This window comes from Pseudomonas sp. C 49-2 (assembly GCF_003970195.1).
Taxonomy (GTDB): domain Bacteria; phylum Pseudomonadota; class Gammaproteobacteria; order Pseudomonadales; family Pseudomonadaceae; genus Aquipseudomonas; species Aquipseudomonas canadensis.
Genome location: NZ_RXYG01000013.1, coordinates 17,477 through 43,611 on the forward strand (window position 1 = coordinate 17,477; position 26,135 = coordinate 43,611).

Consider the following 26,135-nt stretch of genomic DNA (forward strand, 5'->3'; position numbering starts at 1 on the left):
GTGTCAGGCTACAAATCTGTAGCTGATGTACCGTTATCGCAGGCAAGCCAGCTCCCACATTTGATCAGTGTTTGGCTCACGACAGGGGATACAGCGCCTCATCAAACTGCTCAAGCTTCGGAAACACCAAGGGTTGCTCATCCGCCAGCCCTTGCAGCCGTTGCGCATACCCCACCAGGAAATCCTGCCGCGCCTCGGCGCTGATGTATGGCACATGCCACGCCACAAACGGCGCCAGCACGTCATACCCCACATACGCCAACGTCCCGCGCAGAATTGGCCGCAACATGTCCTCCAGCGGTCCATGAATCGCGCCCGCACCAAACATATGCTCGCGCCCGCCCAGGGTCACCGTGACCATCGCCCGCTTGCCCGCCAGGCCGCCTTGATCGTAAAAGCGCTTGCCGCCGTAACACACGCCCGACACCAGCACCCGGTCAATCCAGCCCTTGAGCATGGCCGGTGCGGAGAACCAGAAGATCGGAAAGTTGAGGATCAGCAGATCTGCCCACAACAACTTGTCCAACTCGCCCTGGATATCCGCGGCGATCGACTGCTTCTTCACCCCCAGCCGCTGCTCCAGGGCATACACCAGGTACTCGGGGTTTTCCCGTGTCGAAAAGTCCGCCGCCGACGCCACCGGGTTCCACTGCATGGCGTACAAATCGCTGACCTTTACCTCATGCCCCTGGCCTTCCAGTGTGGCCACCGCCTGATCGCGCAAGGCAGCGGTGAATGACTGCGGCTCGGGGTGCGCGTGAACAATCAAAACCTTCATACAAACTCCTCAAACGGTGTGCGCCGCCCGTTGGGCCAGCAAATGATCGAGCCAGTCGGGGTCCATCTCGGGCTCCGATGAAAACAGCAGGCCGGTGTAGTCCTGGTACGGCGGGGTGAAAATCGCGCTGCGAGTGCCCTGGTCCACCACCCTGCCCCGCTGCATCACCACCACTTCGTCGGCGATGGCGCGCACGGTGGCGACGTCATGGGTGATAAACAGGTAGCCCACGCCCAGTTGCTGCTGGATGCGGTTGAGCAACTTCAGCACGCCCTCGGCCACCAGTTGATCGAGGGCCGATGTGACTTCATCACAGATGATCAGTTGCGGGTCAGCTGCCAAGGCGCGGGCAATGCAGATACGCTGTTTCTGGCCACCGGACAGTTCCCTCGGTTGGCGCTCCATGAACACCGCCGGGTCCAACTCGATCATCTCCAGCAACTCGGCGACACGAGCGCGCATCGCCTTGCCCTTGAGCCCCAGGTAAAACGTCAGCGGCCGGCCAATGATGTCGACGATGCGCTGGCGCGGGTTCAGCGCGGTGTCGGGGATCTGGTAGATCATCTGGATCCGCCGCAATTGCTCCTTGCTGCGCTGACGAAAGTCGACTGGCAACGCCTCGCCGTCGTACAGCACCTGCCCCGCCGTGGCCGGCAACAGTCCGGTAATCAACCGCGCTGTGGAGCTCTTGCCGCTGCCCGACTCACCGATCACTGCCAGGGTCTGGCCGCGATAGAGCCTCATCGACACGTCATGCAGCACCGGCTGATGCCCATAACTGGCGCTCACTTGGCACACCTCCAGCAGTGGCCGTTCCTGCGTCGGACAGGCCTTGGGCTCGGTGCGAAAACTGCGCACCGCCCACAGGGATTTGGTGTAGTCCTGCTGCGGCTGGCTGAGCATGCTGCGGGTGTCCGCCTCTTCTACCAACTTGCCGTGGCGCAGCACCATGATACGGTCGGCCATCTGCGCCACCACCGCCAGGTCGTGGCTGATGTACAGCGCGGCACTGCCGTAGGTTTTCACCGCATCGCGGATCGCGGCCAGCACGTCTATCTGGGTGGTCACGTCGAGGGCCGTGGTGGGCTCGTCAAAGATGATCAGGTCCGGGTGACTGGCCATGGCCATCGCGGTCATGACACGCTGCAACTGCCCGCCGGAGACTTGATGAGGATAACGCTGGCCGATGGTTTCCGGGTTGGGCAGGCGCAGCACGCGATACAACTCCACCGCTTCACGCTCGGCCTGGGCGCGATCGATACCGCCATTGATCACCGCCGTTTCCACATGCTGATCGATCAGGCGATGCGCCGGGTTGAACGACGCCGCCGCGCTCTGCGCCACATAGGCAATGCGCAGGCCACGCAGCTTGCGCAGCGCCTCGGGCTTGGCCTGCAGCAATTGGATGCCGTCAAAACACACCGAGCCGCCAATGATGCGGCAACCGTCCCGCGCATACCCCATCGCCGCCAGCCCCAGGGTGGATTTGCCCGCCCCCGACTCGCCGATCAAACCCAGCACTTCACCGCGTTGCAAGGTCAGGTCGATGCCCTTGATCAGCGGGTGCCAGGCGTCTTCGTAATGCCCTTCGATCTGCAGGTTGCGGATTTCCAGCAATGGCTTGTCCATCCTTCAACACTCCTTCAGGCCGCTGGATTTGTGCAGCATCCAGTCGACGACAAAATTCACGCTGACGGTGATCAACGCCACCGCCAGGGCCGGCAGCAACGGGCTGATGTCGCCGAAGGTGATCAACACCGCGTTGTCACGCACCATGCTGCCCCAGTCGGCAGTGGGCGGCTGAATGCCCAGGCCAAGGAACGACAACGCGCTGATAAACAGGAACACAAAACAGAAGCGCAGGCCGAATTCGGCAATCAGCGGCGCGGCAGCGTTGGGCAACACTTCGCGGGTGACCAGCCACCACAGGCCTTCACCGCGCAGGCGGACGGCTTCGACAAAGTCCTGCACCACCACGGTCATTGCCACCGCACGGGACAGGCGAAACACCCGTGTCGAATCCAGCAACGCAATCACCAACACCAACGACGTGGCGTTGGTGCCCACTACGCTGAGAATCAGCAAGGCGAAGATCAGTTGCGGGATCGCCATCAGCACATCCACCACCCGCGACAAGCCCTGGTCAATCCAACCGCCCTTGATCGCCGCTACCAAGCCACTCAATCCACCCAACAAAAACGCCAGCGTAGTCGTCAGGAAAGCAATGCCCAGCGTGTTGCGCGCGCCGTACACCAAACGGCTGAACATATCGCGCCCCAGGTTATCGGTGCCCAGCAGGAACTGGCCGCTCCAGGGCGCAAAGCCCTCGCCCACTACCTGGGTTTCGCCATAGGGCGCCAGCAACGGCGCGAACACAGCCACCGCGATGTACAACAGAATAATCAGCAAGCCGAACTTGGCGCTCAACGGCGCACGGGCCACTTGGCTCAACAGGTTCATGGGCTACCCCTTGGGATGCATCAGGCGTGGGTTGCTGGCGATGGACAACACGTCCGCCCCGGTATTGAGCAGGATGTAAGTGGCGGCAAAGATCAGGCTGCACGCCTGCACCACCGGGATGTCGCGCTTGGATACCGAGTCCACCAGCAACTGGCCAAGGCCCGGATAGACAAACACCACTTCGACTACCACCACCCCCACCACCAGATAGGCCAGGTTCAGCGCGATCACGTTGACGATCGGCGCCAGCGCGTTGGGCAACGCATGCCGCCAGATAATCCGCGACTGACGGATGCCCTTCAGGCGAGCCATTTCGATATAGGGGCTGGCGAGCAGGTTGATCAGGGACGCGCGGGTCATGCGCATCATCTGCGCGATCACCACCAGGCTCAGGGTCGCCACCGGCAGTACCGAGCGTTCCAGGATCGTGCCAAAGGTGGCATCCGGCGCCAGATTGGACAGGCTGGGGAACCAGCCGAGTTTCACCGAGAACACCAGGATCAGCAGGTAGGCGACGAAGAACTCCGGAAACGACACGGCGCTCAACGCCGAGGTATTGAGCAGGCGATCGAACCAGCTGTTGCGGTACAGCGCTGCCAGCATGCCCAGCACCAGCGCCGTGGGCACCGAAACCAACGCCGCCAATGCAGCCAGGCTCAGGGTGTTACCCAATCGCGCGCCGATCAGCTCGGCGATGGGCCGTTGGTTGGCCAGCGACGCCCCCAGGTCGCCGTGCAGCAGGCGCAGCAACCAGTGCGCAAAGCGCGTGAACGGCGGCAGATCCAGGCCCAACTGCGCGCGAAACGCCGCCACGGTTTCCGGTGTGGCGGACTGGCCGAGCATGGCCTGGGCAATATCCCCCGGCAGCATGCCCACGGCGAGAAAGATGATCACCGACACGGCGAACAACGACAGCACCCCCAGGGCCAGGCGTTGCAGGACCAGCTTCAACAGGCTATTCATAGCGACACCTTCCAGAAACCATCACCGTTCGACTGTGGGAGGGGGCTTGCCCCCGATAGCGGTGGACCCGCAATCGATTCGGTGACTGACACACCGTCATCGGGGGCAAGCCCCCTCCCACATTTTTGGTCTTCATTGTCTGGAGGATCTCTAGGCCTGCCACCACCGCTCGATCAGCCGCAGCCCATCCAACTCACCATAGGGCGCGGTCAGCGGCCCGTGGTTGACCTTGTTCGAGCGCGCCGCCACGGAGCTGGCAAACAGCGGCACAATCGCGCCGCCGTCATCCCGGCACAGAGCCTGCATTTCGTTGTACATCTCCTGGCGCAACGGCGCGTTCATCTCGCCACGGGCGGCGTTGAGCAGTTGGTTGAAGCGCGGGTTGTCCCAGTGGGTTTCATTCCACGCCGCGCCTTTGGCGTAGCCGATGCTGAACATGCGGTCGGCGGTCAGGCTGCTGTACCAGAACGAAGTGGTGAACGGCTGCTTCATCCAGACGTTGGAGAAGAACCCATCGGCCGGTTCACGCACTACATCGATGTCGATACCCGCTTGGCGTGCCTGCTCCTTGAACAATACCGAGGCGTCAACCGCACCGGTGTAGGCCGCGTCAGAAGCTTGCAGGCGCACCTTGAGCGACTCCACACCGGCCTTGCGCAGGTAGAAGCGCGACTTGTCCGGGTCGTAGGCACGCTGCTCCAGTGCCGCGTTGATAAAACGACTGCCGGGCTGGATCGGGTGGTCGTTGCCCACCAGGCCGTAGCCGTGCAGTACCGAAGCCAACAGCGTCTCACGGTTGATCGCGTGCTTCATGGCCATGCGGATGTCGTTGTTCTTGAACTCGTTGCTGTCGCACAGCATCGGGAAGGTGTAGTGCTGGGCGCCTTTGGTTTCCTCGATCACCAGCGCTGGATTGCGCTTGAGCAAGGCCACGGTCTTCAGGTCGACCTTGTTGATCACATCCACCTGGCCGGTGACCAGCGCATTGACCCGCGCGGCGCCGTCGGCGATGGCAAGCAATTCGGCACTGGCGAAGTGCGCGCGGCCGGGTTTCCAGTAGTCGGGGTTGCGTTCAAGGTCCATCCGCACGCCGGGTTCGAAGCTTTTCAGGCGATAGCCACTGGTGCCCACGCCGGCTTGCCAGTCGGCCACGCCATCCTTGGCGGGCATGATCACCAGGTGGTAATCGGCGACGACGTAGGCGAAGTCGGCATTGCCTGAATGCAGTTCGAACACCACCGCATCGCTGCCCTTGGCGCTCACGCTGGCCACATCGCCCAATACGGTCTTGGCGGCCGAGGTGGACTTGGCGTCCAGGTGATGGTTGATCGAGGCCACCACGTCTTCGGCGGTCAGACTTTTACCGTTATGGAAGGTTACGCCAGGGCGCAGGTGGAAGGTCCACACCCGAGCATCCGGCGTGGACTCAAAGCGCTCGGCCAGTTCGGGAATCGCGCTGCCGTCCACCGCGATTTCCGTGAGGGTGTTGTACACCGCCGAAAAACCGACAAAGGTGAAGGTATCGACCCAGGACCCCGGATCGCGGGAATCGGTGGTGCTGCCACCGGCCAGGCCCAGGCGCAGCACGCCGCCCGGTTTGGGCGTGGCGTCTGCGGCAAACGCCTGCAACGGCAAGCCCATGGAAAACGCCGCGGCCACCGCGCCAGCCACGGCGCTGTGTTTGAGGAAGTCGCGGCGGTGCATCGCTTGAGTCATTTTGTTGTTGTTTTCGCTCATGGTCTTGTCTCTCTAAAGGTCAACAGGCACAGGCATGTTTCAACTCGATCAAGGTCACGCCATTGCGTTTGAAAGCGTTGCGCAGGTCCGTCTGCAATTCATCCAGGGTGCGGGGCTGGTTCACGGCGCAACCGAACGCCTGGGCGAACAGTGCAAAATCCGGGTTACGCGGCAACACGCCGATGGGTTCAATGTCCAGGTTGAGCATGTCATCGCGGATTTGGCCGAGGGCGTCGTTGTTCCACAACAGCACCACCAACGGGCTGTCCAGCTCTTCGACGGCGGTGGCCAGTTCCTGGGCGGTGTAGAGGAAACCACCGTCGCCCACCAGCACCAAACCCGGCCGTTGTGGCGCGCCGAACTTGGCGCCGATGCCTGCGGGCAAGCCGTAACCCAAGGTGCCGTAGCCGGTGGGATGCAACCAGCTGCGCGGCGCACGGCTGCGGTAGGCGTAATTGCCGGTGTAGGCCAGTTGGGTCATGTCGCTGCTAATGAACGCATTAGCCGGAAGTTCGGCTTCGATACGGTCGAGAATGGCTTGGTGGATAGACTGCAACGGCCCGTGTCCCAACTCGACCGCCTGCAGCAATGCCGCCACTGACGCGATGGCGGCGTCAGCGTTGCGGGATGTGGCCGGGAGGCGCTCCAGCAAGGCCAGCACGGTCTGCTGTGCATCGCCTTTAAGTGCCACGGCACAGGGATAGAAGTCATTGAACTTGCGCACGTCGATATCCACCCGCAACAGCTCGCCGTTGAGGGGCAAACGCTCACGCCAATAGTCGGTGTCGGCCATTTCCGTGCCCACCGCCAGCACCACATCCGCTTCGCTGATCAGTTGCCAGCCAGGTTCGACGCAGAGGGTGGAACCGGCATTCAGCGGGTCGTTGATGGGCAACAAACCCTTGCCGGCCACGCTGGTGAAGCACGGCGCCGCCAACTGGGCGCTCAACCGTTGCAAAGCCTCGCCCGCCGCCAATGCACCGCCACCGGCAATGATCATGGGCCGCTTGGCTGACGCGAGTTTGGCCACGGCCTGCTCCAAGGCTTCAGCCGACGGCAAGCCGCGACCAGGGCGGCGCACTACCTCGCTGCTCCAGTCCCGCTGGATCGGCGCGGCCAACACGTCCAGCGGCACCGAGATATGCACCGGACGGGGTCGCTCGCTGTCGAACACCGCGTAGGCGCGGGCGACCAATTCAGGCAAATCCTCGGTGCTCAGTGCCACCGCCGAAAACGCGGTGATCGGCGCCGTGATGGCGCGCTGGTCCTGGGTCTCATGCAGGATGCCCCAACCTTTGCCGAGGCTGGCAGTACTGTTGACGCTGGAAATCACCAGCATCGGAATCGAATCAGCGTACGCCTGACCAATAGCGGTGGCGGCATTGGTCACGCCGGGACCGGTGATCACAAAACACACCCCCGGCTTGCCGCTGACTCGCGCGTAGCCGTCAGCCATAAAGCCGGCACCTTGCTCATGCCGTGTGAGCACATGGCGAATGCCACTGCCGGGCAGGCCGCGATACAGCTCCAGGGTGTGCACGCCGGGGATGCCGAACACCGTGTCGACGCCATAATTGGCCAGCAACCGCACCAGGGCCTGCCCGCCGGTCAGGGTTTTATTGTGCATGTTCATCTCCTAGACGGATCAATGCATCGACCGCCGTGGCGCCCTGGGCATTGACCAACAATGGGTTCACATCCAGCTCCAGCAACTGCCCGGCGTTGGCGCAGGCGTAGTCCGCCACGGCACGGATCGCGGCGACCAATGCATCCATATCCGCCACTTCCCGCCCGCGAAAACCCTGCAATAACGCGGCACTGCGCAGGCTGAGCAAGGCGTTGCGGATCGCACTGTCGGTGGTCGGCAACAACAGGCTGCGACTGTCCTTGAGCAGTTCCACCAGGATCCCGCCGGCGCCGATGACCAGGGCCAGGCCGAAGTCGTTTTCGCGCTTGATGCCCACGATCAACTCGGCCAATGGCGGTGTAGCCATGGACTCCAGCAGCAATTGGTCAAAGGCAACATTGGGCGCATAAGCGGCGATTTGCTCGCGCATCTGCCCAAGTGCGCTGGTCAAGGCCATGCCGTTTTGCAAGTTCAGCACCACGGCACCGGCCTCGGTCTTATGCGGCAACTGTGCGCTGACCGCCTTGAGCACCAAGGGATAGCCCAGCAACTCTGCATCGTTAAGCGCCCTTCCCGGCGTACTCAGCACGCCGTCCGGTGTGGTCAGGCCGAATGCACGCAGGGCTTGCTTGGAGGCCCACTCGTCCAGGGCCCCGCCGCTGTCATCCAGGGCTTTTGGGCACAAGGGCTCGAGGATCGACTCGCCTCGCTCCAGCAACACGCGACGGTTGTTCGAGTAGTCGGCAATCCGCCCCCAAGCGGCCAGTGCATCTTCTACGCCTTGCAGCGCAGCAATCCCCTGAGCATGCAGGCGCTCGCGGGCATGGGCCGGCAACAGTTCGGGAAACGCCGAGGTGACAAATCCGGTCTTGCCATGGCGACCGAGCGCGGCGCAGAACAGCGCCAGCAGCAGGTCGCACTCCTTGCGCTCGCCGGTGAATTCAGCCGGGTAATCCAGCACCAGCATGGCCGCATCGGCGTCGGTTCGCAGGGCGGTGTCGAGCATGGCGTTGAGGGCTTCACGGTCGCCCCAGATGGCGGTGGTGAAATCCAGCGGGTTGACCAGGTTCGCGTAGCTGGGCAGTACCTGGGCCAGTTCAGCGCGTTGGTCTTCGTCCAGTTTCGGCAAGGCCAGATGATTGCGTTCGGCATAATCGGCAATCAGCCCCGCATCGCCACCCGAACAGGCCAATGCAATCAAGCGATTGCCGGCCGGAAGATTGCCGCATGCGGCAGCCTTGAGGGTTTCGACAAAACTCACTGGCCCGCTGACGCGAATCACCCCCAGTCGCGCAAACAGGCTGTCGTACAGCGCGTCGGAGCCGGACAACGAACTGGTGTGACTCAAGGCCAGCTCGGCGCCAATCTGCGACACACCGGTTTTCAGCGCAATGATCGGAATGCCTTTCTCCAGCGCCTTGTGCGCCGCCCGGGCAAACCCCGGCACATTCTTCAAGCCTTCCAGGTGCAGGCCGATGGCGGTGACGCGCGGCTCATCGAGCAACACATCCATCAGTTCGGCAACGCCCAGTTGCGCCTGGTTACCGACCGAGGCCATGTAGGCCACCGGCAGCGAACGGTCGCTCATCGACAGGTTGTAGGCGAAGTTGCCGCTCTGGGTGAGCACCGCCACGCCCTTCTCCACCGACTTGCCGCCGTGGGCCACCGGCCACAACGCCGAGCTGTGCAGGTAATCCAGCAGGCCGTAGCAGTTGGGGCCAAGCAAGGCCATGTCGCCCGCCGCCTTTAAGAGCTGCTGCTGCATGGCGGCGCCGCTGGCACCGGTTTCGGCAAAACCGGAGGCGTAGCAAATCGCGCCACCAGTGCCCATAGCGGCCAGTTCAGCGACGCAGGTCAGCGTCAATTCACGGTTGGTGGCGATAAACACCGCATCCGGCCCACACGGTAAATCGGCCACGCGGCGCACACAGGGGATGCCATCGAGGCTGTCATATTGCGGGTTGACCAGCCACATCGGCCCGGTAAAACCACCGTCGGCACAGCGCTTGAGCGCGCGCGCCATGCTGCGTCCGCCAACGAATGCCAGGTGCCGGGGCGCCAGCAAACGCTTGAGGTTGTCGCGAATAGCCTGGGACATACGCTCTCCTCGCCGCTCAACGCAACAGTGGCCGCAACAGTTCACGGGCGATGATATGGCGCTGGATTTCCGACGTGCCTTCCCAGATCCGCTCGATCCGTGCGTTGCGCCAGATGCGCTCGACCGGCCCTTCATCCATCAAGCCCATGCCGCCGAAAATCTGCACGGCTTCGTCAGCGACCTTGCCCAGGGTTTCACTGGCAAACAGCTTGGCCATGCCGGCCTCGCCGTCGGTCATGCTGCCTTGGTCCATTTTCCAGGCGGTGTGCAAGGTCAGCAGTTCAGCGGCTCGAATCTGCGTGGCCATGTCGGCCAACTTGAAACTCACGCCTTGGTAGGTGCCGATCGGCTGGCCGAACTGTTTGCGGTCCGCCGCCCATTGCAACGACACATCCAGCGCGCGCTGGGCCTGGCCGACGCAGTTGGCGGCCACCATCACACGACCAGCGGTGAGCCAGGCGTTGGCTACTTCCCAGCCTTTACCCACTTCGCCCAGTACCTTGGACGCCGGTACGCGGCAGTCGTCAAAGAACATTTCGTAGGTGTGATAACCCCGGTTGCTCACGCACTTGGGGCCACGGCGGATGGTCATGCCCGGCGTCCCCCGGTCCACCAGGAACGAAGTCACCGCGTTGCGCTGTCGACCGTTGTGTTCGTAGGTATCAGTGACCGCAAACACGATGGCGAAATCGGCGTGCCCGGCGTGGCTGATGAAGTGCTTGCTGCCGTTGATCACGAAGTCATCGCCACTGCGCACGGCGCGGGTCTTGATGGCATTGGCGTCGGAACCGGCGCCGGGTTCGGTCAAGGCAAAACAGTCGATTTTCTTGCCTTGCACGCAGGGCAACAGGTAGTCGCCAATCTGCGAGCCGGTGCACGCCATCAGGATCTTGGACGGCCGCGCGACAAACACATGCAGCGCCCACGAGACTTTGGACAACTCCCGCTCGATCAGCGCCTGGGACAGGTAGTCCAGGCCACCGCCGCCCACTTCTTCCGGCATGTTGAAGGCATAGAACCCAGCGGCAATCGCCTTATCGCGAATCTGCGCAGCCAACTCGGGCGAAACCTCATCGGCACGGTCCACCGCCTCTTCATGGGGCAACAATTCCTTGGCAACAAAACTGCGTACCGCGTCCACCAACATGTCTTGTTCTTGGCTGAGTTGGAAATTCATGGCGCTACCTGTTCGGGGGTGTTGTTGTTATTTGCCGGAGAAATTCGGGAGGCGTTTTTCCAGGGAGGCGCGCAAGGCTTCGGCGCCATCGGCACTGCGTCCGCACAACAGGCCAGCGGCCAGTTCCGCCTGCAGTTGCTCGGGCAGGCTGCGGTCGGCACCTTCACGGATCAGGGTCTTGGTCTGGGCGAAGGCGAAGGTCGGGCCGTTGGCCAGGCGCGCGGCGAGTTCGGTGGTGTGGGCGTGCAGTTGATCATCCGCAACCACTTCCCCGACAAGGCCGGCGGCCAGGGCGCGGTCGGCGCTCCACAGTTCGTCAAGGAAAAGCAGGCGCTTGGCTTGTTCGCTGCCGATCAGGCGCGGCAAGTGCCAACTGGCACCGGCGTCGGGCGAGTAGGCCATGCCTGTGTAGCCGGCTTTGAAGCGCGCCGATTGGGCGGCGACGCGCAAGTCGCAGCACAGGGTCAGGTCCATGCCCGCGCCGACGGCGGTGCCGTTGATGGCGGCAATCGTGGGTTTGTCGAGGGTGTGCAGGCGAGTCATCAAGGCGTGGGCGGTTTCGGTCCAGCCATAGGTTTCGAGGGCGCCACGGGCTTCGGCATCAGCCCACTCGGCCAGGTCGGCCCCGGCGCAAAAGCTGCGACCGTTGCCGGTCAATACCACCACGCGCACAGCGGGGTCGGTGTTGAAGGCGTCGAGCAAGGCGTGCAGGTGCTTGAGGGTGGGAATGTCCAAGGCGTTGCGCTGCGGGCCACGATTGAGGGTGATCCAGGCAACGCCAGCTTGCACATGAGTAAGCACGGGCGAATCGGTAGTCATGGCTTCCTCGAATTATTTTAGTTGGCTTGAGGGGTGCGACATGAGGCGATACTAAACAAGTGTTCAGTAAGAAGGCAATCGGCAAACCGCAAATATTTTCAGAAGGGGAAATGGCCGACCTGAACCTTGCGTTCAGGCGGCTGCTGAAGACTCAGGGTTTGAGCTGATAACGCTGGCGACCACCGGCCTGCAGGCCATCGACCCAAGCTTCGCAGATCTGGATACCCTGCTGCGGCGTGAACGTGCCGGGGTTGAGCCCCGACTCCAGCCACAACCCGTCGAGCAGTGCGCTCAGGCCGATGGCGGCCAGATCGGCGTCGAAGTGCTTCCAGCCCTCCTCCTTGGCCATGTCGGTCAGCGCCGAACGCATGATGGTGCGGTATTCGCCATAGGAGTGTTCGTGAGCCAGGTTGATCGCCGGCGCGGTCTTGACCGCGCCCCAGAACACCAGCCAGGCGTCCAGCAGGTGCGGGTCGAGCAATTCGGCGGAAAACGAACCACGGAACAACGCCGACAGGCGCTCCCGGGGGTTCGGCGGCGCCTTGGCCATGGTTTCGCGCAGCAGGCTCATGACCTGGTCGGTGATGGTGCGGTAGGCCTCCGCCACCAGCTCATCCTTGCCCGAATAGTGATGGCTGATCAGCCCCACCGACACCCCGGCCTCGGCGCTGATCTTGCGGATCGACGCACCCTGGAAACCATCACGCTTGAGACACGTGAGCGTGGCCTGGACCAGATTGGCCTTGCGCACTTCCGGGTCCATCCGGGAAAAACGGGATTCCTGGGTCATGCGGCAAATTCCTACGATTGAGTCGGCATCACGACTCTACCTCAGTCGCGATAGCCCGGCGACACCCGATCCAGCATCCGCAGCAACGCCGCCCAGGCCAGTTGCATGGCGTCCAGGTCGACCAACTCACCCTCTTCCAGCGGGCGGCCAGGGTTGTTGAATTGCTGTTCGGTGTAGGCGCAGACCTCGTCAGACGGCAGCACCAGCTTGCCGCACGCCTGGGCGGCAATCTGGATATCGCAGGCCTTCTCCAGGTAATACATGCGCAGGAACGCCTGGCTGACAGTCTCACCCACCGTCAGCAAACCATGGTTGCGCAGCATCAGCACCGGCTTGTCGCCCAGGTCCCGCACCAGCCGCTGCTGCTCATCCATGTCCAGGGCCACACCTTCGTAATCGTGGTAGGCCACCTTGCCGTAGAACTCCATGGAGATCTGGTTCACCGGTAACAAGCCGCACTCCAAGGCCGCCACTGCACAGCCTGCGCGGGTGTGGGTGTGCAGCACGCACTGAGCGTCTTCGCGGGCGCCATGAATCGCACTATGAATCACGAAGCCCGCCGGGTTGACCGCATAAGCCGAGGGCTCCACGGCGTGACCGTCCAGGCCGATCTTCACCAGGCTCGAGGCGGTGATTTCGTCGAACATCAGCCCGTAGGGATTGATCAGGAAGTGATGCTCGGGCCCAGGGATGCGCACCGAAATATGCGTGAAAATCAGATCACTCATGCGGTAGTGCGCGATCAATCGATAGCACGCGGCGAGCTGTTCACGCAGCTGCTGTTCGATGGAGTGAGTCATTTTTATTCTCCAGGCACGGGGTTGGTGAGGGCGACGCTAATCCAGTCAATAGTAAAAAAACAAGTTGATTTTTTACTGATGCTCGCCTCCTATAGAAAAATAACAATAACAGCGCCTGGAGTATCCGCACCATGTCGCACCCGACCTTTCCCCACCTGTTCGAACCGCTGGAGCTGCGTGGCAAACGCCTGAAAAACCGCATCATGTCCAGCGGGCATGACACCTCTATGCCTACCGATAACCGGGTCAATGCGCAGTTGATCGCCTACCACCGTGCTCGCGCCGAAGGCGGTGTGGGGCTGATCGTGTTACAGGTGGCCGGGGTGCATGACAGTGCGCGCTATACCTCCCATGTGCTGATGGCGACCGAAGACAGCTGCATTGACGGCTACCGCGAATTGGCCAAGACCTGCCATGCCCACGGCACCGTGGTGCTGTCGCAGATCTTCCATCCGGGCCGGGAAATCATGGAGTCGGCCGATGGCCTGCTGGCCGTGGCGTACTCGGCGTCTGGGGTGCCGAATGAACGCTTTCGCGTGATGCCACGAGCGCTGGACCAGGCGATGATCAACGAGATCGTCGCGGGTTATGCCTGCGCTGCCAGGCGCTTGCATGAAGCCGGGATCGATGGGGTGGAAGTGGTTGCCAGCCATGGTTATCTGCCGGCGCAGTTTCTCAATCCTCGGGTAAACCAGCGTACCGATGATTACAACGGTTCTCTGGAACATCGGTTGAAGTTCTTGAGGGAAATCATCGAAGCCGTAAGGGCCGCCACCGACGAACAGTTCATTATCGGGCTGCGCATTTCTGCCGATGAACGCGACGCCGAAGGCCTCACTGAAAACGAGTCGCTTGAAGCCGTTCAACACCTGCAAACCCAGCTGGATTACGTGCATATCGTCGCGGGCACATCAGCGTCCCTGGGCGGCGCAGTCCACATCGTGCCACCCATGGCGATTGCCGCCGCGTACCTCGCCAACGAGGCGGCGACGTTCAAGGCCAGCCTGTCGATTCCGCTATTCGTCACAGGGCGAATCAATCAGCCCCAGGAAGCCGAACTGATATTGGCGCGGGGCCAGGCCGATGTCTGCGGCATGACGCGTGCGTTGATCTGCGACCCGCAGATGCCGGCCAAGACCCTTGAGGGCCGTACCGAAGACGTGCGGGCGTGCATCGCCTGCAATCAAGCCTGCATTGGTCATTTTCACAAGGGGCTGCCGATCTCCTGTATTCAGCATCCCGAGACCGGTCGCGAGTTGGTGTTTGGTGAGTTGCAACAGGCAGTGAAGCCCAAACGCATCATGGTGGTGGGCGGTGGCCCGGCGGGCATGAAAGCAGCGGCAGTCGCCGCGAAACGCGGGCATGCGGTAACGCTGTACGAAGCCAGCGGTCAACTCGGCGGGCAAGTGTTGCTGGCCCAACTGCTACCACGGCGCAGCGAATTCGGCGGGGCCAGTACCAACCTGCAACGTGAAATGGAACTGGCGGGGGTACGGGTGGTACGCCATACCCGGGTCGACCGTAAATGGGTGGAACAGGAACAGCCCGATCACGTCATCATTGCCACCGGCGCCGAGCCTTATTGGCCAGCCTTCGAACAGGGTGGCGAGCTTCAGGTGGTGGATGCCTGGCAGGTGCTGCGCGAGCAGGTCACGTTGGGCCGCTCGGTGGTGGTGGTCGATTGGCGTTGCGACTGGATCGGCCCCGGTATTGCCGAGCGCCTTATGCGCGCCGGCCATCAGGTGCAACTGGCGGTCAATGGCACCCACTGTGGGGAAAACCTGCCACTGTATGTACGCGATCAATTGGCTGGCGAACTGCATCGGCTGGGCATCCCGATCATCCCTTACGCCCGCCTCTATGGCTGCGATGACACCACGGTCTACTTGCAACACACCGCCAGCGGCGAGCCGATGCTGCTGGAAAATATCGACACGCTGGTGTTGTGCCAAGGCCACCAGCCGGTAGACACTCTGGGCGCGGAGCTGCAAGGCTTGGTGCCCTTTGATCGTATCGGCGACTGCCTGGCCCCGCGCACCGCCGAAGAAGCGATCTACGAAGGACTCAAAGTGGCGTGGAACCTGTGACAGACAATCCCCAGCAACTGTTTCTCGGCACGCGCATTCGTGGGCTGCGCAAGGCGCGTGGCCTGACCCTCACGGCCCTGGCGCAGGCTAGCGAATTGACGGCCGGCTACCTCAGCCAGCTGGAGCGTAACCTGGCGTATCCATCGATTCCCGCATTGTTCAATATTGCCCGCAGCCTGGGCGTGACCATCCAGTGGTTCTTCGCCAGCGAAACCGTAACCGCTGTCGAGGACGAAGGCTATGTCGTGCGCAAAGGCAACCGCCAGAGCATTCATTACGAGGACGGCATCGTCGACCAATTGCTGACGCCGTTACCCAACCACCAACTGGAAATGCTCCAATCAAGCTTCCCGCCGGGTACGTATAGCCAGCAGAACTACAGCCATGAAGGCGAAGAAGCGGGATACGTACTGAGCGGCCAGTTCGAGTTGTGGGTGAGTGAGCGACACTTCCTGCTGCAGGCCGGTGACAGTTTCAGCTTCGCCAGCCGTGAGCCCCATCGATACGGCAACCCTGGCAAGGTAGAAACCGTGGTGATCTGGGTGATTACACCGCCGACATTTTAGGCAGCCATACAAATGGAGACGTTTCCTACGGGAACTGGCGACAGTGGCAAGGCGGCCATCAATGGTTAGGGTCCCTTTCCCTTGCTATAAAAATGGCTACTTCTCTTCGAGGGTGTCGCCATGTCGTTATTGCATTTGTTGTTTGGGAAGCCGACCCAGGACGAGTGGGAGCGTGTGAAAGAGGTCAAGTGCCGTAAAACCTGGAAAGTCGTATACGCAGGCATCGGCTTGGATGCCGCCGAAGTCTTGGAGTCACAGGGTTACAAGGACGCCCTGCACCAAGTACGTAAAATGGAGGCTGATCATTCATGGGCTTGCTGATCATCGTCCCATTACTGGTCAGCGGATACATGGTCTGCGTCAGTCATCCCTTTTTTTACGTGCGCCTGCACCGTTTCCAAGGGCAACTGCTCTATTTGCAGGTGGCCAGAATGGGGATGGCTTGCCTGATCGTCTCGACCCTTCTGACCGCAGCCGTCCTGGCAGTGTCAAAGCAGGCGGTCCCGATCATGGGTCATGTCATTGCAACAGACTACAGCAGATACTTGGGCACGCTATTGGTGCAACTTGATATTGCCAACGAAAAAAACGGCACGCTATGGGTTTTCCTGATACAGGTCGGGCTGACGGCCATGGTTATTCCTTTCTTCTGGTCAGCGTTCTATGCAGGCGCGATGAAGAAAATATTGCAGCTGGAAACAGACGTCCAGCTCCACTCGCTGCTGGCGCTGGGTGTCCTTGAGGGTACACCTTTCAGAGTTTTGCTGAGAGAGTCCATCGCGCAGTGCCGGCCGTACATGTTCAGCTTGAACGATCGCAAGGTCTACGTCGGAATCGTACTGTTCGCCGGCACACCGAGCGAGTCCGAAGGTGTCGATCATGCCTTCACGCTGATCCCCATACTCAGCGGTTACCGAGACAAGGACACACTGGAGGTCACGCTGAATACTCACTACTCAAATGCAGCCACCCCGCCGCCCATCACACTGATCCAGGAAAATGTCGTTTCCGCCACGCAGTTCGACTTCACGATCTGGAACGCGGTCCATACCCGAAAAAACCGCAAGCAGCGACAAGGCGAGTTTCATCAACACCGCCCCGCGCGCCCGGTGCACGCTGAAAGCCTCTGCGCCTGAGGCTCCAACGTCAGTAAAACTTCCAGTTCAACCCGACGCGTAACATCTGCCCATTGTTCTTGAACTTGGGATCATACCCAGTCCCTGCTCCACCGCTGCCCGGAATCACCGCGACGTTCAGCTTGTCTTCACCCAGGTCGTAGTACAGGTATTCGGTCTTGAACGACAGGTTCTTGGTGATGGCCTGTTCGATACCAGCTCCTACCGTATAACCCATCTTGAAATGACTCTGGTCGCCGCTGAACCGGGTATTGCCTGCGGGGCCGAACATGTCGACGCTCTGGCTGGTTTCGCCATAGGCCTGACCAGCCGTGCCGTAGACCAGGGTGTGGTCGAACGCATAACCGAAGCAACCGCGCAGGGTCCCAAGGTACATGATCTTAGATTCGAATTTGTTGTTCAGCGCTAGGCGGGTATTGAGTTTGGCGGTGCCGATGCCGCGCCGCCCCCTTGCTGGCAAGTAAAGCCTGAGAATCCTGGATGACGGAGTTGACGAACGGTCATGCGAATGTTCAGATGCCGCCCTGTTTCAGGTGCCCCCTGCCGCCGTGCTTGGGGTGAAACGGGAAACCGGTACGCTCTTTGAGCCAGTCCGGTGCTGCCCCCGCAACGGTATTCGCGTGACCCCTTCGACACACCACTGTGGCCTGCGCGCCATGGGAAGGTGAAGGGATCCATACGCGAGAGCCCGGAGACCGGCCTGGAATTTCTGTTAGGCAAACTCCTGCGGTGGGCGGGCATGGGCCGGTGTCGGCGTGTGCGCGATGCCTTCTCCTGCGTGCTTCTGCGAAGATACTTTCGAGAAGACTATGATTCGACGTTCCCTGATCCCTTTGTTCGGCTCGCTGTTCAGCCCCCTGTTGCTTGCCGACGACAACACCCTGGTACTCAACCAGCAGATCATCTGCGCCCCCTCCGTGGAATCCATCACCGTCGCCGCCATGGCCCAGTACGGCAGCAAAGTGGAGATCGTCACCCGCGAACAGATCGAACGCGCCGGCCCCGCCGCCGACGTGACGCGGGTGATGCAGATGTTCATCCCCGGCCTCTACGTGGCGCCGAAAAACGGCCCATTCGACTACGGCACCTATTCCCTGCTGGGCGGGCGCAACGATGACACGCTGATCCTGCTCGACGGCGTACGCCTGAACAACCGCCTGTATGGCGGCCTGTACCTCGACACGTTGCCGGCCAACGCCATCGAGCGCATCGAAGTGCTCAAGGGCGGCCAGAGCCTGCTGTTCGGCACCCAGGCGGTATCGGGGGTAATCAACATCGTCACGCGCAGCCCGCAGACCCGCCAGGCGTCCGGTGAAGTGAACCTGGGAGTCGATACCTTCGGCGGCACCACCGGCGATGCGCGGGTCGAGAAGATCTTCACCAACGGCTGGGGAGACCTCGGCCTGCTGGCGTATGTCAGCCGCAACGCCTCCGAAGGCTACCAGCCGTTTCGCAACAGCGACTACAGCGGCCGCGTCAGCGACAAAAAACGATCGTACGAAGTGACCGCCTTAGGCACCAAGGCCATCCAGTCGTTTGGCGATGACTCGCGCCTGGAACTGTTCTACCAATATGCCGATGCCAACCTTGATTTCGCGCGGCCGGTGAACAACTACAAGACCACTAACGACCGCGTGCAACAGATCGCCACGGCCACTTTCGAACAGGCGATCAACGAGCGCTTGAGCTACTTCGTCAAGGGCCATATCAACGACTGGGACACGCGTTACACGCGGATCGACAACACCGCGAATGGCGGCCGCAATGTGCGCAATCACAATGACTACTGGGGCTTTACCGATTGGGGCGTGCAGGCCGAAGGCAAGGCCGAATTGCCAGGCGGCCATGTGCTGGTGGTGGGCAGCGACAACCAGTGGTTCAAGGGCCAGGACGATGTACTCGTGATCGACGACAACAAGGCCCAGGCCCATGCGCTGTATACGCAATTGCGGCCGCAGATCGACGCATTGCCCAACTGGCACCCCAGCATCGGCGTGCGCCATGAAGCCATGAGCGGCGGCGACAGCGCCACCGTCGGCATGCTCACCTCGCTCTACGACCTCAACGACCACTGGGCCCTGCGCGGCCAATACGGTACGGCCTACAAACTGCCCAACGCCGAGCAGTTGTTCGTCAACGAGCCAGGCGACGAAATCGGCAACCGCAACCTCAAGCCGGAGAAAAGCCGCAACGCCGAGCTGGGTATCGATTACAAAGGGTTGCTGGCCGAACGTGATTTCAGTGCCAGCGTTACGCTGTTCAAACGCAAGATCACCGACCTGATCACGCTTGACGATGTGCAGTGGGTCAACGGCCAGGGCCAGATCCAGATGCGCGGCTTCGAGGCCGACGCCAAGCTTGCACTCGACGACCAGTGGAGCCTGCAAGCCGACATGACGCGCAACCTCACCGAGTCCCGCACCGGTGTCACTATCAACGACATTCCGAGCTTTTTTGCCCGTTCACGGATCGGTTTCGAATCGGAAAACCGCTTATGGGGCGCAGGTACTGCGATCCGCTATATCCGCGACATCACCAGCTCGAAAAAAGTCGAATACGGCCACTACTCCGTGGTGGACGCCGATGCCTATCGCTACCTCGACAACGCCCACCAGCACCGCCTGAGTCTGCTGGTGGAAAACCTGTTCGACCGCGACTACGTCACCAGCCGCGCCAGCAACGTCGATAACCTCGGCCGCCCGTTCACGTCGCAGGTGCGTTACACGTATCGTTTCTGATGACTGAGATCACCAAAATCGACGGGGTGGACTTCCATCCCGACTGGTCCCGTATGCCGGACCACGCCCGCCATGTATTCCTGTGCACCGGCCCGCGCTGTACGCAGCGCGGCGCCTTGCAGCTGTGGAAAACCCTGCGTCGCCGGTTGCTGGAACATGAGCATATCGAAGTGCCCGGTGGCGTGCTGCTGACGCGCACCCATTGCCAGTTCCCGTGCAACCTCGGGCCGGTACTCACGGTGTATCCCGAGCGCTGCTGGTATGGCGTGCGCAACAAGGCCGATGTGCTGCGCCTGGTGGATGTGCACCTGGTGGGTGGCGATGTGGTGCAAGACCTGCTGATCAAGGACCTACCATGAAAAAAACCTGGCTATTGCCAGTCGCGCTGTTCTGCGGCACATCGGCGCTGGCAGACAGTTATCGCAACTGCGCCCAGGATTGGAGCGTGCCCCCGTCACCGCCGTCGCGAATCGTAGCACTCAACCAGCACGCCGCCGATTTGCTACTGGCGCTGGATGCCGGTCCTACGCTGGTGGGTGTGGCGTACCTGGACGACAACGGCATTGCACACCGGCATGGCGAGTACTTTGACGTGCCGGTCATCGCGGCGAAATACCCGTCCAGTGAAGTGCTGTATGCACAGCATCCGGACTTGGTAGTCGGCGGCTTTGCCAGTGCGTTCGGTAATGGGGTCACATCGCGCACCGGTCTGGCAAGCAACGGGGTGGCGTCGTACCTGTTGGAGTCCGCCTGCGCGGGTCACTCCCTGGATTATTTTGGACATATTCGCCAGGACCTGTTTACCCTCGGCGCCCTGCTGCACAAAACCCAGCGCGCTCAAATGCTGAGCGATGCGTTGGATGCTGACCTGGCACACGCCCACGCGCTGATCGGGGATGCCCGTCCGCTGTCGGTGTTTTACCTGGACAGTGAAGTGGGTGGACTCGATAGCGAAGGTGAACGGGGTTTTGTCACCACCTTGCTGGCAGCTTCCGGTGCACGCAATGTACTGGCCGATATCCCGTTGTCACGGGTGACCGTCAGCAATGAAACCCTGTTGGCTAAGGACCCGGACGTGATCCTGCTGGCCGACGCCCTGTGGTCACCGGCCACCCGCAAGCGGCAGTTGCTGACCACCGACCCGGTGCTTTCGAAGCTGCGCGCCGTGCGCGAGAACCGCCTGATCGACATTCCCTTCACCCACGTGGTGCCCAACACGGGCAGCGGTCAGGTGGTTCTGTCATTGACACAGCGGTTCAAGGCGCTGGCAATTCGTGACCTGCGGTAAAGAGTCCTTTTCGGATTCGGTGGTTTTTCCGAAGGAACGACGGGCGGATACTCGACTCCATTGTTCATACCCCTTCAGGAGTTACTGATGTCTATCCCAACTCACAATATCCCGGCCTTCGGCCTCGGCACCTTCCGCCTGCAAGGCCAGGTGGTGATCGACTCGGTGAGCACCGGCCTGGAACTGGGCTACCGTGTGATCGACACCGCGCAGATCTACGAGAACGAAGCCGACGTCGGCCAGGCAATTGCCGACAGCGGCGTGCCACGTGACCAGTTGTTTATCACCAGCAAGATCTGGATCGCCAACTTCGCCGAAGGCCAGCTGATTCCAAGCCTGCGCGAAAGTCTGAGCAAACTGAGGACCGACTACCTGGACTTGACCCTGATCCACTGGCCCTCGCCGGAAGACCAGGTGCCTGTTGCCGAATTCATGGACCAGTTGCTGGAAGCCAAGCGCCTGGGACTGACCCGCCAGATCGGCATTTCCAACTTCACCGTCGACTTGATGAAACAAGCGATTGCAGCCGTTGGCGCCGAAAACATCGCCACCAACCAGGTCGAACTGCACCCCTACCTGCAAAACCGCAAGGTCGTGGACTTCGCCACCGCCAACGGCATTCAGATCACGTCGTACATGACCCTGGCCTACGGCGAAGTGCTCAAGGACCCTGTGATCCAGCAAATCGCCGAACGCCATCAGGCGACCCCAGCGCAAGTGACGCTGGCCTGGGCCATGCAATTGGGCTACGCAGTCATCCCGTCGTCAACCAAGCGCACCAACCTGGAGAGTAACCTCAAGGCCCTGCAACTGACCTTGAGTACTGCCGACATGGCACAGATTGCCGAGCTGGAACGCGGCCATCGCCTGACCAGCCCCAAGGGTATCGCACCGAAATGGGATTAAACCCCGGCTGTTGGCTGGGATAACTCGCGCAACCACGGCAACACCCGCAGGCCGGCAGTGGCTGCGGGTGGGTCAATGATGTCCATGAAGTGTTCAAGGTTGACGTTGTCAGGCACGCCGGGCAACCGCACCAGCACCGCCGACGTTACGTCAGCGCGGGTACTCAGGTCCAAGTGATCGTAGACCAGCACATGGTGCGCCTGGAGTTGAGACCCGCAAGCATGAGCCGTCAGGCCCGCATTGATGATCAGCACATCAAAGGGCAGGGCCGGAATAGCGGTGAGCAGCTGGGCCTCTTCAACGGTTTCCACCGGTACGATCCTGAAGTATCCCAACCGATTGAGCATTTTCTCGATATACAAACGTTGCAGGTGTTGTTCATCGGCAATCAGGATGGTCAGTGCTTTATTTGGCATGGCGAATCCCTGGGCAGGCAGCGCTCGTCAGTGAGCGAGCCCCATTTTCCAGACATACCCCGAAGACAAAATCAGGTTTATTCCTGTTCCACGTAGGAATTCTCCCAAACCCACCGGATAGCCATCCACTTCAGTCAAGCCTGCTTGATGCGGGTGCTCAAGCTATGATGCAAACTATCAATGGCGTGGCCAATGGCTTCAACCGAATCCGCCAACGCATCACGGTCCCCCCTTTCACACACGCCCTCCAGCGCTTCACAACAAGCGACCAGCGCCGCCGCCTTGACCATGCGCGCCCCACCTTTGACGCGATGGGCCAGGTCATGCAACTTGCCAAAGTCCGCGTGTTCTTGCAGCGCCGATAGCAGCAAGCGGTCCATCGCGAGGCTACTGAGCAATGGCGTCAGCAACTCATTGAGCCCGGCAGTATCATCGCCTGTCAGAGCGACCAGCGTACTCAAGTCACATACCGGCATGCCCTCTTTCACCCTCGGTGCCGCGGTGCGCGACGCCAACGCCGTGCGCAGATCATCCAGGCCGGTCGGTTTGAAGAGACAACCGTCCATGCCCGCCTGCCGGCAGCGCTCGGTCTCCTCCGGTTGCGCGTTGGCGGTAAACCCCAGTAGCAGACACGGCACCAGGCCACGCTGACGCTCCTGGGCACGGATATCACGTGCCAATGTGTAGCCATCCATGACTGGCATATTGCTGTCGGTGATGACGCCATCAAACTGCCCGGCCTGCCACAGGGCAAAGCCCTCAGCGCCGTCCTCGGCAGTGACGATGTGATGTCCCAGGAAGCTCAGTTGTCGAGTCAACAGCAAGCGATTGGCCGGGTAATCATCGACCACCAGGAGGTTCAATGCAGGTGTCGCAGGCGCAGGTTGAACAGGTAAAGAAACCGTCGTTTCGGTGGTCAGCGCCAGCGCCAACGTCACGTCCACTCGCGTTCCCTTGCCCTGTACACTGGTCAAATGCAATTCGCCGCCCATCATCTCGCACAGGTTGCGGCTGATCACCAACCCGAGGCCGGAGCCACTGCGCGCCGATTGGTCGTTGTTGCTGCCTTGGATAAACGGGTTGAACAAGCGCTGCTGATCTTCGGCACTGATGCCAATCCCCGTATCTTCCACAAACAACCGAAGGTCCAAGTGGTCACCGACCAACGCCGGTGTGCTCTGAGCGCCCATACGCACCTGCCCGGCGGCGGTAAATTTGATGGCATTGCCCAGCAGGTTGGACACCACTTGCTTGAAACGCAAAGGGTCGATCAGCACCGTTCGATCGATCAGCGGATCAAGCTCGACTTGCAGCTGCAGCCCCTTATCCCGAGCCAACCCCTCGAAAACGCGCGCCACGGAGGCCAACAACTCATGGAGATTGGCCTGCTCCAGGCTCAAGGACAGGTGGCCGGTTTCAATCCGTGCAATGTCGAGGATATCGCCGATCAACTCCAGCATGCTCCGGGACGCCATCGACGCCACCTCTAGCGCGTCCTGATCGACACGGCCCTGCTCGGCGTTTCTCTGGGCCAGCTCGATCATACCGATCACCGCATTCATCGGTGTGCGAATCTCATGGCTCATGGTCGCCAGGAAGGTTGTCTTGGCACGGTTGGCGGCGTCGGCTTCCTCCTTGGCTTCCTGCAACTGGCCAAGCAGGCGCTGGCGCTCGCTGACATCCACCCAGCCGGCGATCATGCCCACGACGCTGCCATTACTGTCACGGTACGGCAGCATCCACTGGTAAATGGTCAACACACCACCACCTGGCACCTTGAGTACGCGATCCTGGATCTGCGGCTCGCCCCGCTCCATCAGGTCCAGGTAATCGGCATGGAACGACTGGGCCTGCGGCGGGTTGCCCGTGTCGGTTTGCACCACAGTCTTGCCGATCACGTCCTCCAACCTGAAGCCAAACACATCAAGGTAAGCATTGTTACAGGCCATTAACCGGCCCTGGCGATCGCGCACGTAAATCGGATGGGGTGTGCCGTCGATCAGCACGCTCATGAATCGCATCTGGTCGCTCAAGGCTCGCTCTGCCTGGGCGCGCTTGCGTATCAGGTTGCGCAGGTAGAGCCCCCAACCCAGCGTCACCAGCAGCAGCAACGCGGCCAGACCAAACCCCTGGATGATCACATTGCGGTGGCTGCTCCAGTAGCTGTCTTCGATGATGATCTCGCTGCGCCAACGGTTGGTCAGTTCGTCCATTTCTTCAGGCGTGATACTCAACAACGCCTTCTCGAGGATCGAATACAGCTCCAGTTGGCTGCGGTTGACACCGAAGGCAATGCGCGCCGGTTCCGTGCCGATCGTGGTGGTGATACGCAGACGGTCTCGATAATTGCGCGCAATCATGTAGCGTGCGCTGATCAACGAAACAATAGTCGCATCGACACTCCCCTTGGCGACCAGGTCCATGGCGGCCTCGGGGTTTTCGACGTCGACAAACTTGATACCTGGATAGTCCCGGGCTATCTGTGCACCGAGGCTGTTGCCGCCAATGAACGCCAGCCGTTTTCCGGGCATGTCTTCCAGGGTGAGCAGCCGTTCATCACTGGCACGCGCCACCAGCACATAGGGGTTGGACAGGTAAGGTCGGGTGAAGCGGACTTTTTCGGCACGCTCGACGCTAGGCGTAATGACCGCAAGCATGTCCACTTGCCCGTTGCTGACCTCGTCAATTTGCCGAGGTAAAGAATTGCTGTGGACCATCTCGAACTTCAAACCCGTGCGCAAGCTGATCCGCGACAACACCTCATCGCTCAGCCCTGCGAATTGCCCCTGCTCATTCAGGAATGACAGCGGCATGAACTTGTCGAGCACCGCGACCTTTACCCGAGGATGCTTCTCCAGCCAACGCTGCTCACTGTCGCTCAGGCGCAACCGGTCGGCCTCCAGGAAGCCGCTGTCTCCGGCACTCCAGCGGCGCAGGATGCTCATTTGCTGGTTGGCCGGGATCACGGCCAGCGCTGCGTTGATGATATTCAGCAGGCGGATGTTATCCCCGGAGAAAGCGAACCCGAACGGGTTGACCTCCAGCCCGGAAAAGTCGGCCACGCGCACATTATTGAGGTGATTCTTTTGGATCAGATAACGGGTACTGATGACGTCGCCCAGGTACACATCCGCCTGGCCAAAAGCGACGGCGCCGATGGCTTGGTGGGTCGAACCGTACAACAGCAGTTGTGCCGCTGGGTAATAGGCTTGCACCGCGTCAGGCTGCATGTAGTGGTAGAGCATCGCCACGCGTTTGCCGGCCAGATCGGCGCTCAGCAAATGACTGTCACCCGCGCGGGTTACCAGCACAGGTTGATCATTGGCGTAGGAACGAGACAGTATCAGGTCCTTGTCGGCGGCTTCGTAGCCATTGGCCGACCCTACTAAATCCACTTCTCCCAGCTTGAGTGCCTCGATCACCTCATCGCGGGTGTCATAGCGTCGAACTTCAATGGGCACGCTTAAGATAAGGCTGATCAACCACGCGTAGTCAGCGGTGATACCTTCAAAATCATTGTTGTTGCTAAGGTCGAAAGGCGCGTAGTCCGGCGCCGACACCCCCATCACCAACGTGCGCCGCTGGCGCAACCAGCGCCAGTCGCTTTCATCAAGCGCCACGCCTGGGTTCTCAAGTGTGGCGTGACCGAGGAGCCGTAGGGAGTGCGGCTCATCCAGGGCCATCGCTGCATGGGAAAACAACCCGATCAACAGGATGGCCGTGAATCTCAACAGCCGGGAGGTGGCCAT

22 protein-coding genes and 1 riboswitch are annotated in these 26,135 nt (G+C 61.1%); of the genes, 8 read left to right on the forward strand and 14 right to left on the reverse strand.

What is annotated here, in order from left to right:
* Nucleotides 1-76: 76 nt before the first annotated feature.
* The 11 genes from EJ576_RS23125 to EJ576_RS23175 all read right to left on the reverse strand — a co-directional run bounded on the left by EJ576_RS23125 (nucleotide 77) and on the right by EJ576_RS23175 (nucleotide 13,249).
* Nucleotides 77-778, reverse strand: coding sequence for an NAD(P)H-dependent oxidoreductase (locus EJ576_RS23125; protein ID WP_126571214.1), 702 nt, complete (start codon nucleotides 776-778; stop codon nucleotides 77-79).
* Nucleotides 779-787: 9 nt separating this feature from the next.
* Entirely contained in the window at nucleotides 788-2,407 is a 1,620-nt protein-coding gene (locus EJ576_RS23130; RefSeq protein WP_126571215.1) for an ABC transporter ATP-binding protein, read from the reverse strand.
* 3 nt (nucleotides 2,408-2,410) lie between these two features.
* Nucleotides 2,411-3,238: an ABC transporter permease gene (locus EJ576_RS23135; RefSeq protein ID WP_126571216.1), complete on the reverse strand. Its 828-nt coding sequence runs from the start codon at nucleotides 3,236-3,238 to the stop codon at nucleotides 2,411-2,413.
* 3 nt (nucleotides 3,239-3,241) lie between these two features.
* On the reverse strand, nucleotides 3,242-4,201 hold the full coding sequence (locus EJ576_RS23140; protein WP_126571217.1) for an ABC transporter permease: 960 nt from the start codon (nucleotides 4,199-4,201) through the stop codon (nucleotides 3,242-3,244).
* Between the two features lie 150 nt (nucleotides 4,202-4,351).
* Entirely contained in the window at nucleotides 4,352-5,938 is a 1,587-nt protein-coding gene (locus tag EJ576_RS23145; protein ID WP_126571218.1) for an ABC transporter substrate-binding protein, read from the reverse strand.
* Nucleotides 5,939-5,957: 19 nt separating this feature from the next.
* On the reverse strand, nucleotides 5,958-7,565 hold the full coding sequence (locus EJ576_RS23150) for a 5-guanidino-2-oxopentanoate decarboxylase (RefSeq protein WP_126571219.1): 1,608 nt from the start codon (nucleotides 7,563-7,565) through the stop codon (nucleotides 5,958-5,960).
* The gene (locus EJ576_RS23155) at nucleotides 7,555-9,663 is read right to left on the reverse strand and encodes an acetate--CoA ligase family protein (protein WP_126571220.1); all 2,109 of its coding nucleotides are present in this window, start codon (nucleotides 9,661-9,663) and stop codon (nucleotides 7,555-7,557) included. The genes EJ576_RS23150 and EJ576_RS23155 overlap by 11 nt, the downstream gene beginning before the upstream one ends.
* Before the next feature lie 16 nt (nucleotides 9,664-9,679).
* On the reverse strand, nucleotides 9,680-10,840 hold the full coding sequence (locus tag EJ576_RS23160) for an acyl-CoA dehydrogenase family protein (protein WP_033902111.1): 1,161 nt from the start codon (nucleotides 10,838-10,840) through the stop codon (nucleotides 9,680-9,682).
* 27 nt (nucleotides 10,841-10,867) lie between these two features.
* A complete protein-coding gene (locus EJ576_RS23165) occupies nucleotides 10,868-11,659 on the reverse strand; it encodes an enoyl-CoA hydratase/isomerase family protein (RefSeq protein WP_126571221.1) in 792 nt (263 codons plus the stop codon).
* Between the two features lie 151 nt (nucleotides 11,660-11,810).
* Nucleotides 11,811-12,449 (reverse strand): TetR family transcriptional regulator C-terminal domain-containing protein, encoded by a 639-nt coding sequence (locus EJ576_RS23170; protein WP_068931796.1) that lies wholly within the window; start codon nucleotides 12,447-12,449, stop codon nucleotides 11,811-11,813.
* A gap of 41 nt (nucleotides 12,450-12,490) precedes the next feature.
* A complete protein-coding gene (locus EJ576_RS23175; protein ID WP_028619638.1) occupies nucleotides 12,491-13,249 on the reverse strand; it encodes a class II aldolase/adducin family protein in 759 nt (252 codons plus the stop codon).
* A 131-nt stretch (nucleotides 13,250-13,380) separates the two neighbouring features.
* On the opposite strand from EJ576_RS23175, the gene EJ576_RS23180 reads away from it, so the two are divergent.
* The 4 genes from EJ576_RS23180 to EJ576_RS23195 all read left to right on the forward strand — a co-directional run bounded on the left by EJ576_RS23180 (nucleotide 13,381) and on the right by EJ576_RS23195 (nucleotide 17,038).
* Nucleotides 13,381-15,336 (forward strand): FAD-dependent oxidoreductase, encoded by a 1,956-nt coding sequence (locus EJ576_RS23180; protein ID WP_126571222.1) that lies wholly within the window; start codon nucleotides 13,381-13,383, stop codon nucleotides 15,334-15,336.
* On the forward strand, nucleotides 15,324-15,902 hold the full coding sequence (locus EJ576_RS23185) for a helix-turn-helix domain-containing protein (RefSeq protein ID WP_126571223.1): 579 nt from the start codon (nucleotides 15,324-15,326) through the stop codon (nucleotides 15,900-15,902). Before EJ576_RS23180 ends, EJ576_RS23185 begins: the two co-directional genes overlap by 13 nt.
* A 120-nt stretch (nucleotides 15,903-16,022) precedes the next feature.
* A complete protein-coding gene (locus tag EJ576_RS23190) occupies nucleotides 16,023-16,223 on the forward strand; it encodes a hypothetical protein (protein ID WP_122724334.1) in 201 nt (66 codons plus the stop codon).
* Complete coding sequence (locus EJ576_RS23195; RefSeq protein ID WP_126571224.1) at nucleotides 16,211-17,038, forward strand: hypothetical protein; 828 nt, start codon at nucleotides 16,211-16,213, stop codon at nucleotides 17,036-17,038. The genes EJ576_RS23190 and EJ576_RS23195 overlap by 13 nt, the downstream gene beginning before the upstream one ends.
* A gap of 10 nt (nucleotides 17,039-17,048) precedes the next feature.
* Here the strand turns inward: EJ576_RS23195 and EJ576_RS23200 are convergent, their stop codons facing one another.
* Nucleotides 17,049-17,414 (reverse strand): outer membrane protein, encoded by a 366-nt coding sequence (locus EJ576_RS23200; protein ID WP_371923954.1) that lies wholly within the window; start codon nucleotides 17,412-17,414, stop codon nucleotides 17,049-17,051.
* Between the two features lie 138 nt (nucleotides 17,415-17,552).
* A riboswitch (cobalamin riboswitch) is annotated at nucleotides 17,553-17,757 on the forward strand.
* Between the two features lie 90 nt (nucleotides 17,758-17,847).
* On the opposite strand from EJ576_RS23200, the gene EJ576_RS23205 reads away from it, so the two are divergent.
* From EJ576_RS23205 to dkgB, 4 genes are all read left to right on the forward strand, one after another.
* Nucleotides 17,848-19,776, forward strand: a complete 1,929-nt coding sequence (locus EJ576_RS23205) for a TonB-dependent siderophore receptor (RefSeq protein WP_126571225.1) — start codon at nucleotides 17,848-17,850, stop codon at nucleotides 19,774-19,776.
* Nucleotides 19,776-20,135 (forward strand): ferredoxin, encoded by a 360-nt coding sequence (locus tag EJ576_RS23210; protein ID WP_122684258.1) that lies wholly within the window; start codon nucleotides 19,776-19,778, stop codon nucleotides 20,133-20,135. Before EJ576_RS23205 ends, EJ576_RS23210 begins: the two co-directional genes overlap by 1 nt.
* Nucleotides 20,132-21,064 (forward strand): ABC transporter substrate-binding protein, encoded by a 933-nt coding sequence (locus EJ576_RS23215; RefSeq protein WP_123474197.1) that lies wholly within the window; start codon nucleotides 20,132-20,134, stop codon nucleotides 21,062-21,064. The genes EJ576_RS23210 and EJ576_RS23215 overlap by 4 nt, the downstream gene beginning before the upstream one ends.
* An 87-nt stretch (nucleotides 21,065-21,151) precedes the next feature.
* On the forward strand, nucleotides 21,152-21,970 hold the full coding sequence (gene dkgB, locus EJ576_RS23220) for a 2,5-didehydrogluconate reductase DkgB (protein ID WP_122724325.1): 819 nt from the start codon (nucleotides 21,152-21,154) through the stop codon (nucleotides 21,968-21,970).
* Here dkgB and EJ576_RS23225 read toward each other — a convergent pair.
* The gene (locus tag EJ576_RS23225) at nucleotides 21,967-22,386 is read right to left on the reverse strand and encodes a chemotaxis protein CheY (RefSeq protein WP_122724323.1); all 420 of its coding nucleotides are present in this window, start codon (nucleotides 22,384-22,386) and stop codon (nucleotides 21,967-21,969) included. The genes dkgB and EJ576_RS23225 overlap by 4 nt on opposite strands.
* A 134-nt stretch (nucleotides 22,387-22,520) precedes the next feature.
* A complete protein-coding gene (locus EJ576_RS23230) occupies nucleotides 22,521-26,135 on the reverse strand; it encodes a transporter substrate-binding domain-containing protein (RefSeq protein WP_126571226.1) in 3,615 nt (1,204 codons plus the stop codon).

Excerpts from the sequence above, each read along its gene's own strand:
- EJ576_RS23230 (WP_126571226.1), bottom strand. The coding sequence starts at position 26,135 with ATGGCCACCTCCCGGCTGTTGAGATTCACGGCCATCCTGTTGATCGGG.
- EJ576_RS23205 (WP_126571225.1), top strand. The coding sequence starts at position 17,848 with ATGATTCGACGTTCCCTGATCCCTTTGTTCGGCTCGCTGTTCAGCCCC.
- EJ576_RS23200 (WP_371923954.1), bottom strand. The coding sequence starts at position 17,414 with ATGTACCTTGGGACCCTGCGCGGTTGCTTCGGTTATGCGTTCGACCAC.
- EJ576_RS23140 (WP_126571217.1), bottom strand. The coding sequence starts at position 4,201 with ATGAATAGCCTGTTGAAGCTGGTCCTGCAACGCCTGGCCCTGGGGGTG.
- EJ576_RS23180 (WP_126571222.1), top strand. The coding sequence starts at position 13,381 with ATGTCGCACCCGACCTTTCCCCACCTGTTCGAACCGCTGGAGCTGCGT.
- EJ576_RS23135 (WP_126571216.1), bottom strand. The coding sequence starts at position 3,238 with ATGAACCTGTTGAGCCAAGTGGCCCGTGCGCCGTTGAGCGCCAAGTTC.
- EJ576_RS23145 (WP_126571218.1), bottom strand. The coding sequence starts at position 5,938 with ATGAGCGAAAACAACAACAAAATGACTCAAGCGATGCACCGCCGCGAC.
- EJ576_RS23150 (WP_126571219.1), bottom strand. The coding sequence starts at position 7,565 with ATGCACAATAAAACCCTGACCGGCGGGCAGGCCCTGGTGCGGTTGCTG.
- EJ576_RS23160 (WP_033902111.1), bottom strand. The coding sequence starts at position 10,840 with ATGAATTTCCAACTCAGCCAAGAACAAGACATGTTGGTGGACGCGGTA.
- EJ576_RS23125 (WP_126571214.1), bottom strand. The coding sequence starts at position 778 with ATGAAGGTTTTGATTGTTCACGCGCACCCCGAGCCGCAGTCATTCACC.
- dkgB (WP_122724325.1), top strand. The coding sequence starts at position 21,152 with ATGTCTATCCCAACTCACAATATCCCGGCCTTCGGCCTCGGCACCTTC.
- EJ576_RS23130 (WP_126571215.1), bottom strand. The coding sequence starts at position 2,407 with ATGGACAAGCCATTGCTGGAAATCCGCAACCTGCAGATCGAAGGGCAT.
- EJ576_RS23170 (WP_068931796.1), bottom strand. The coding sequence starts at position 12,449 with ATGACCCAGGAATCCCGTTTTTCCCGGATGGACCCGGAAGTGCGCAAG.
- EJ576_RS23210 (WP_122684258.1), top strand. The coding sequence starts at position 19,776 with ATGACTGAGATCACCAAAATCGACGGGGTGGACTTCCATCCCGACTGG.
- EJ576_RS23165 (WP_126571221.1), bottom strand. The coding sequence starts at position 11,659 with ATGACTACCGATTCGCCCGTGCTTACTCATGTGCAAGCTGGCGTTGCC.
- EJ576_RS23225 (WP_122724323.1), bottom strand. The coding sequence starts at position 22,386 with ATGCCAAATAAAGCACTGACCATCCTGATTGCCGATGAACAACACCTG.
- EJ576_RS23215 (WP_123474197.1), top strand. The coding sequence starts at position 20,132 with ATGAAAAAAACCTGGCTATTGCCAGTCGCGCTGTTCTGCGGCACATCG.
- EJ576_RS23190 (WP_122724334.1), top strand. The coding sequence starts at position 16,023 with ATGTCGTTATTGCATTTGTTGTTTGGGAAGCCGACCCAGGACGAGTGG.
- EJ576_RS23195 (WP_126571224.1), top strand. The coding sequence starts at position 16,211 with ATGGGCTTGCTGATCATCGTCCCATTACTGGTCAGCGGATACATGGTC.
- EJ576_RS23175 (WP_028619638.1), bottom strand. The coding sequence starts at position 13,249 with ATGACTCACTCCATCGAACAGCAGCTGCGTGAACAGCTCGCCGCGTGC.
- EJ576_RS23155 (WP_126571220.1), bottom strand. The coding sequence starts at position 9,663 with ATGTCCCAGGCTATTCGCGACAACCTCAAGCGTTTGCTGGCGCCCCGG.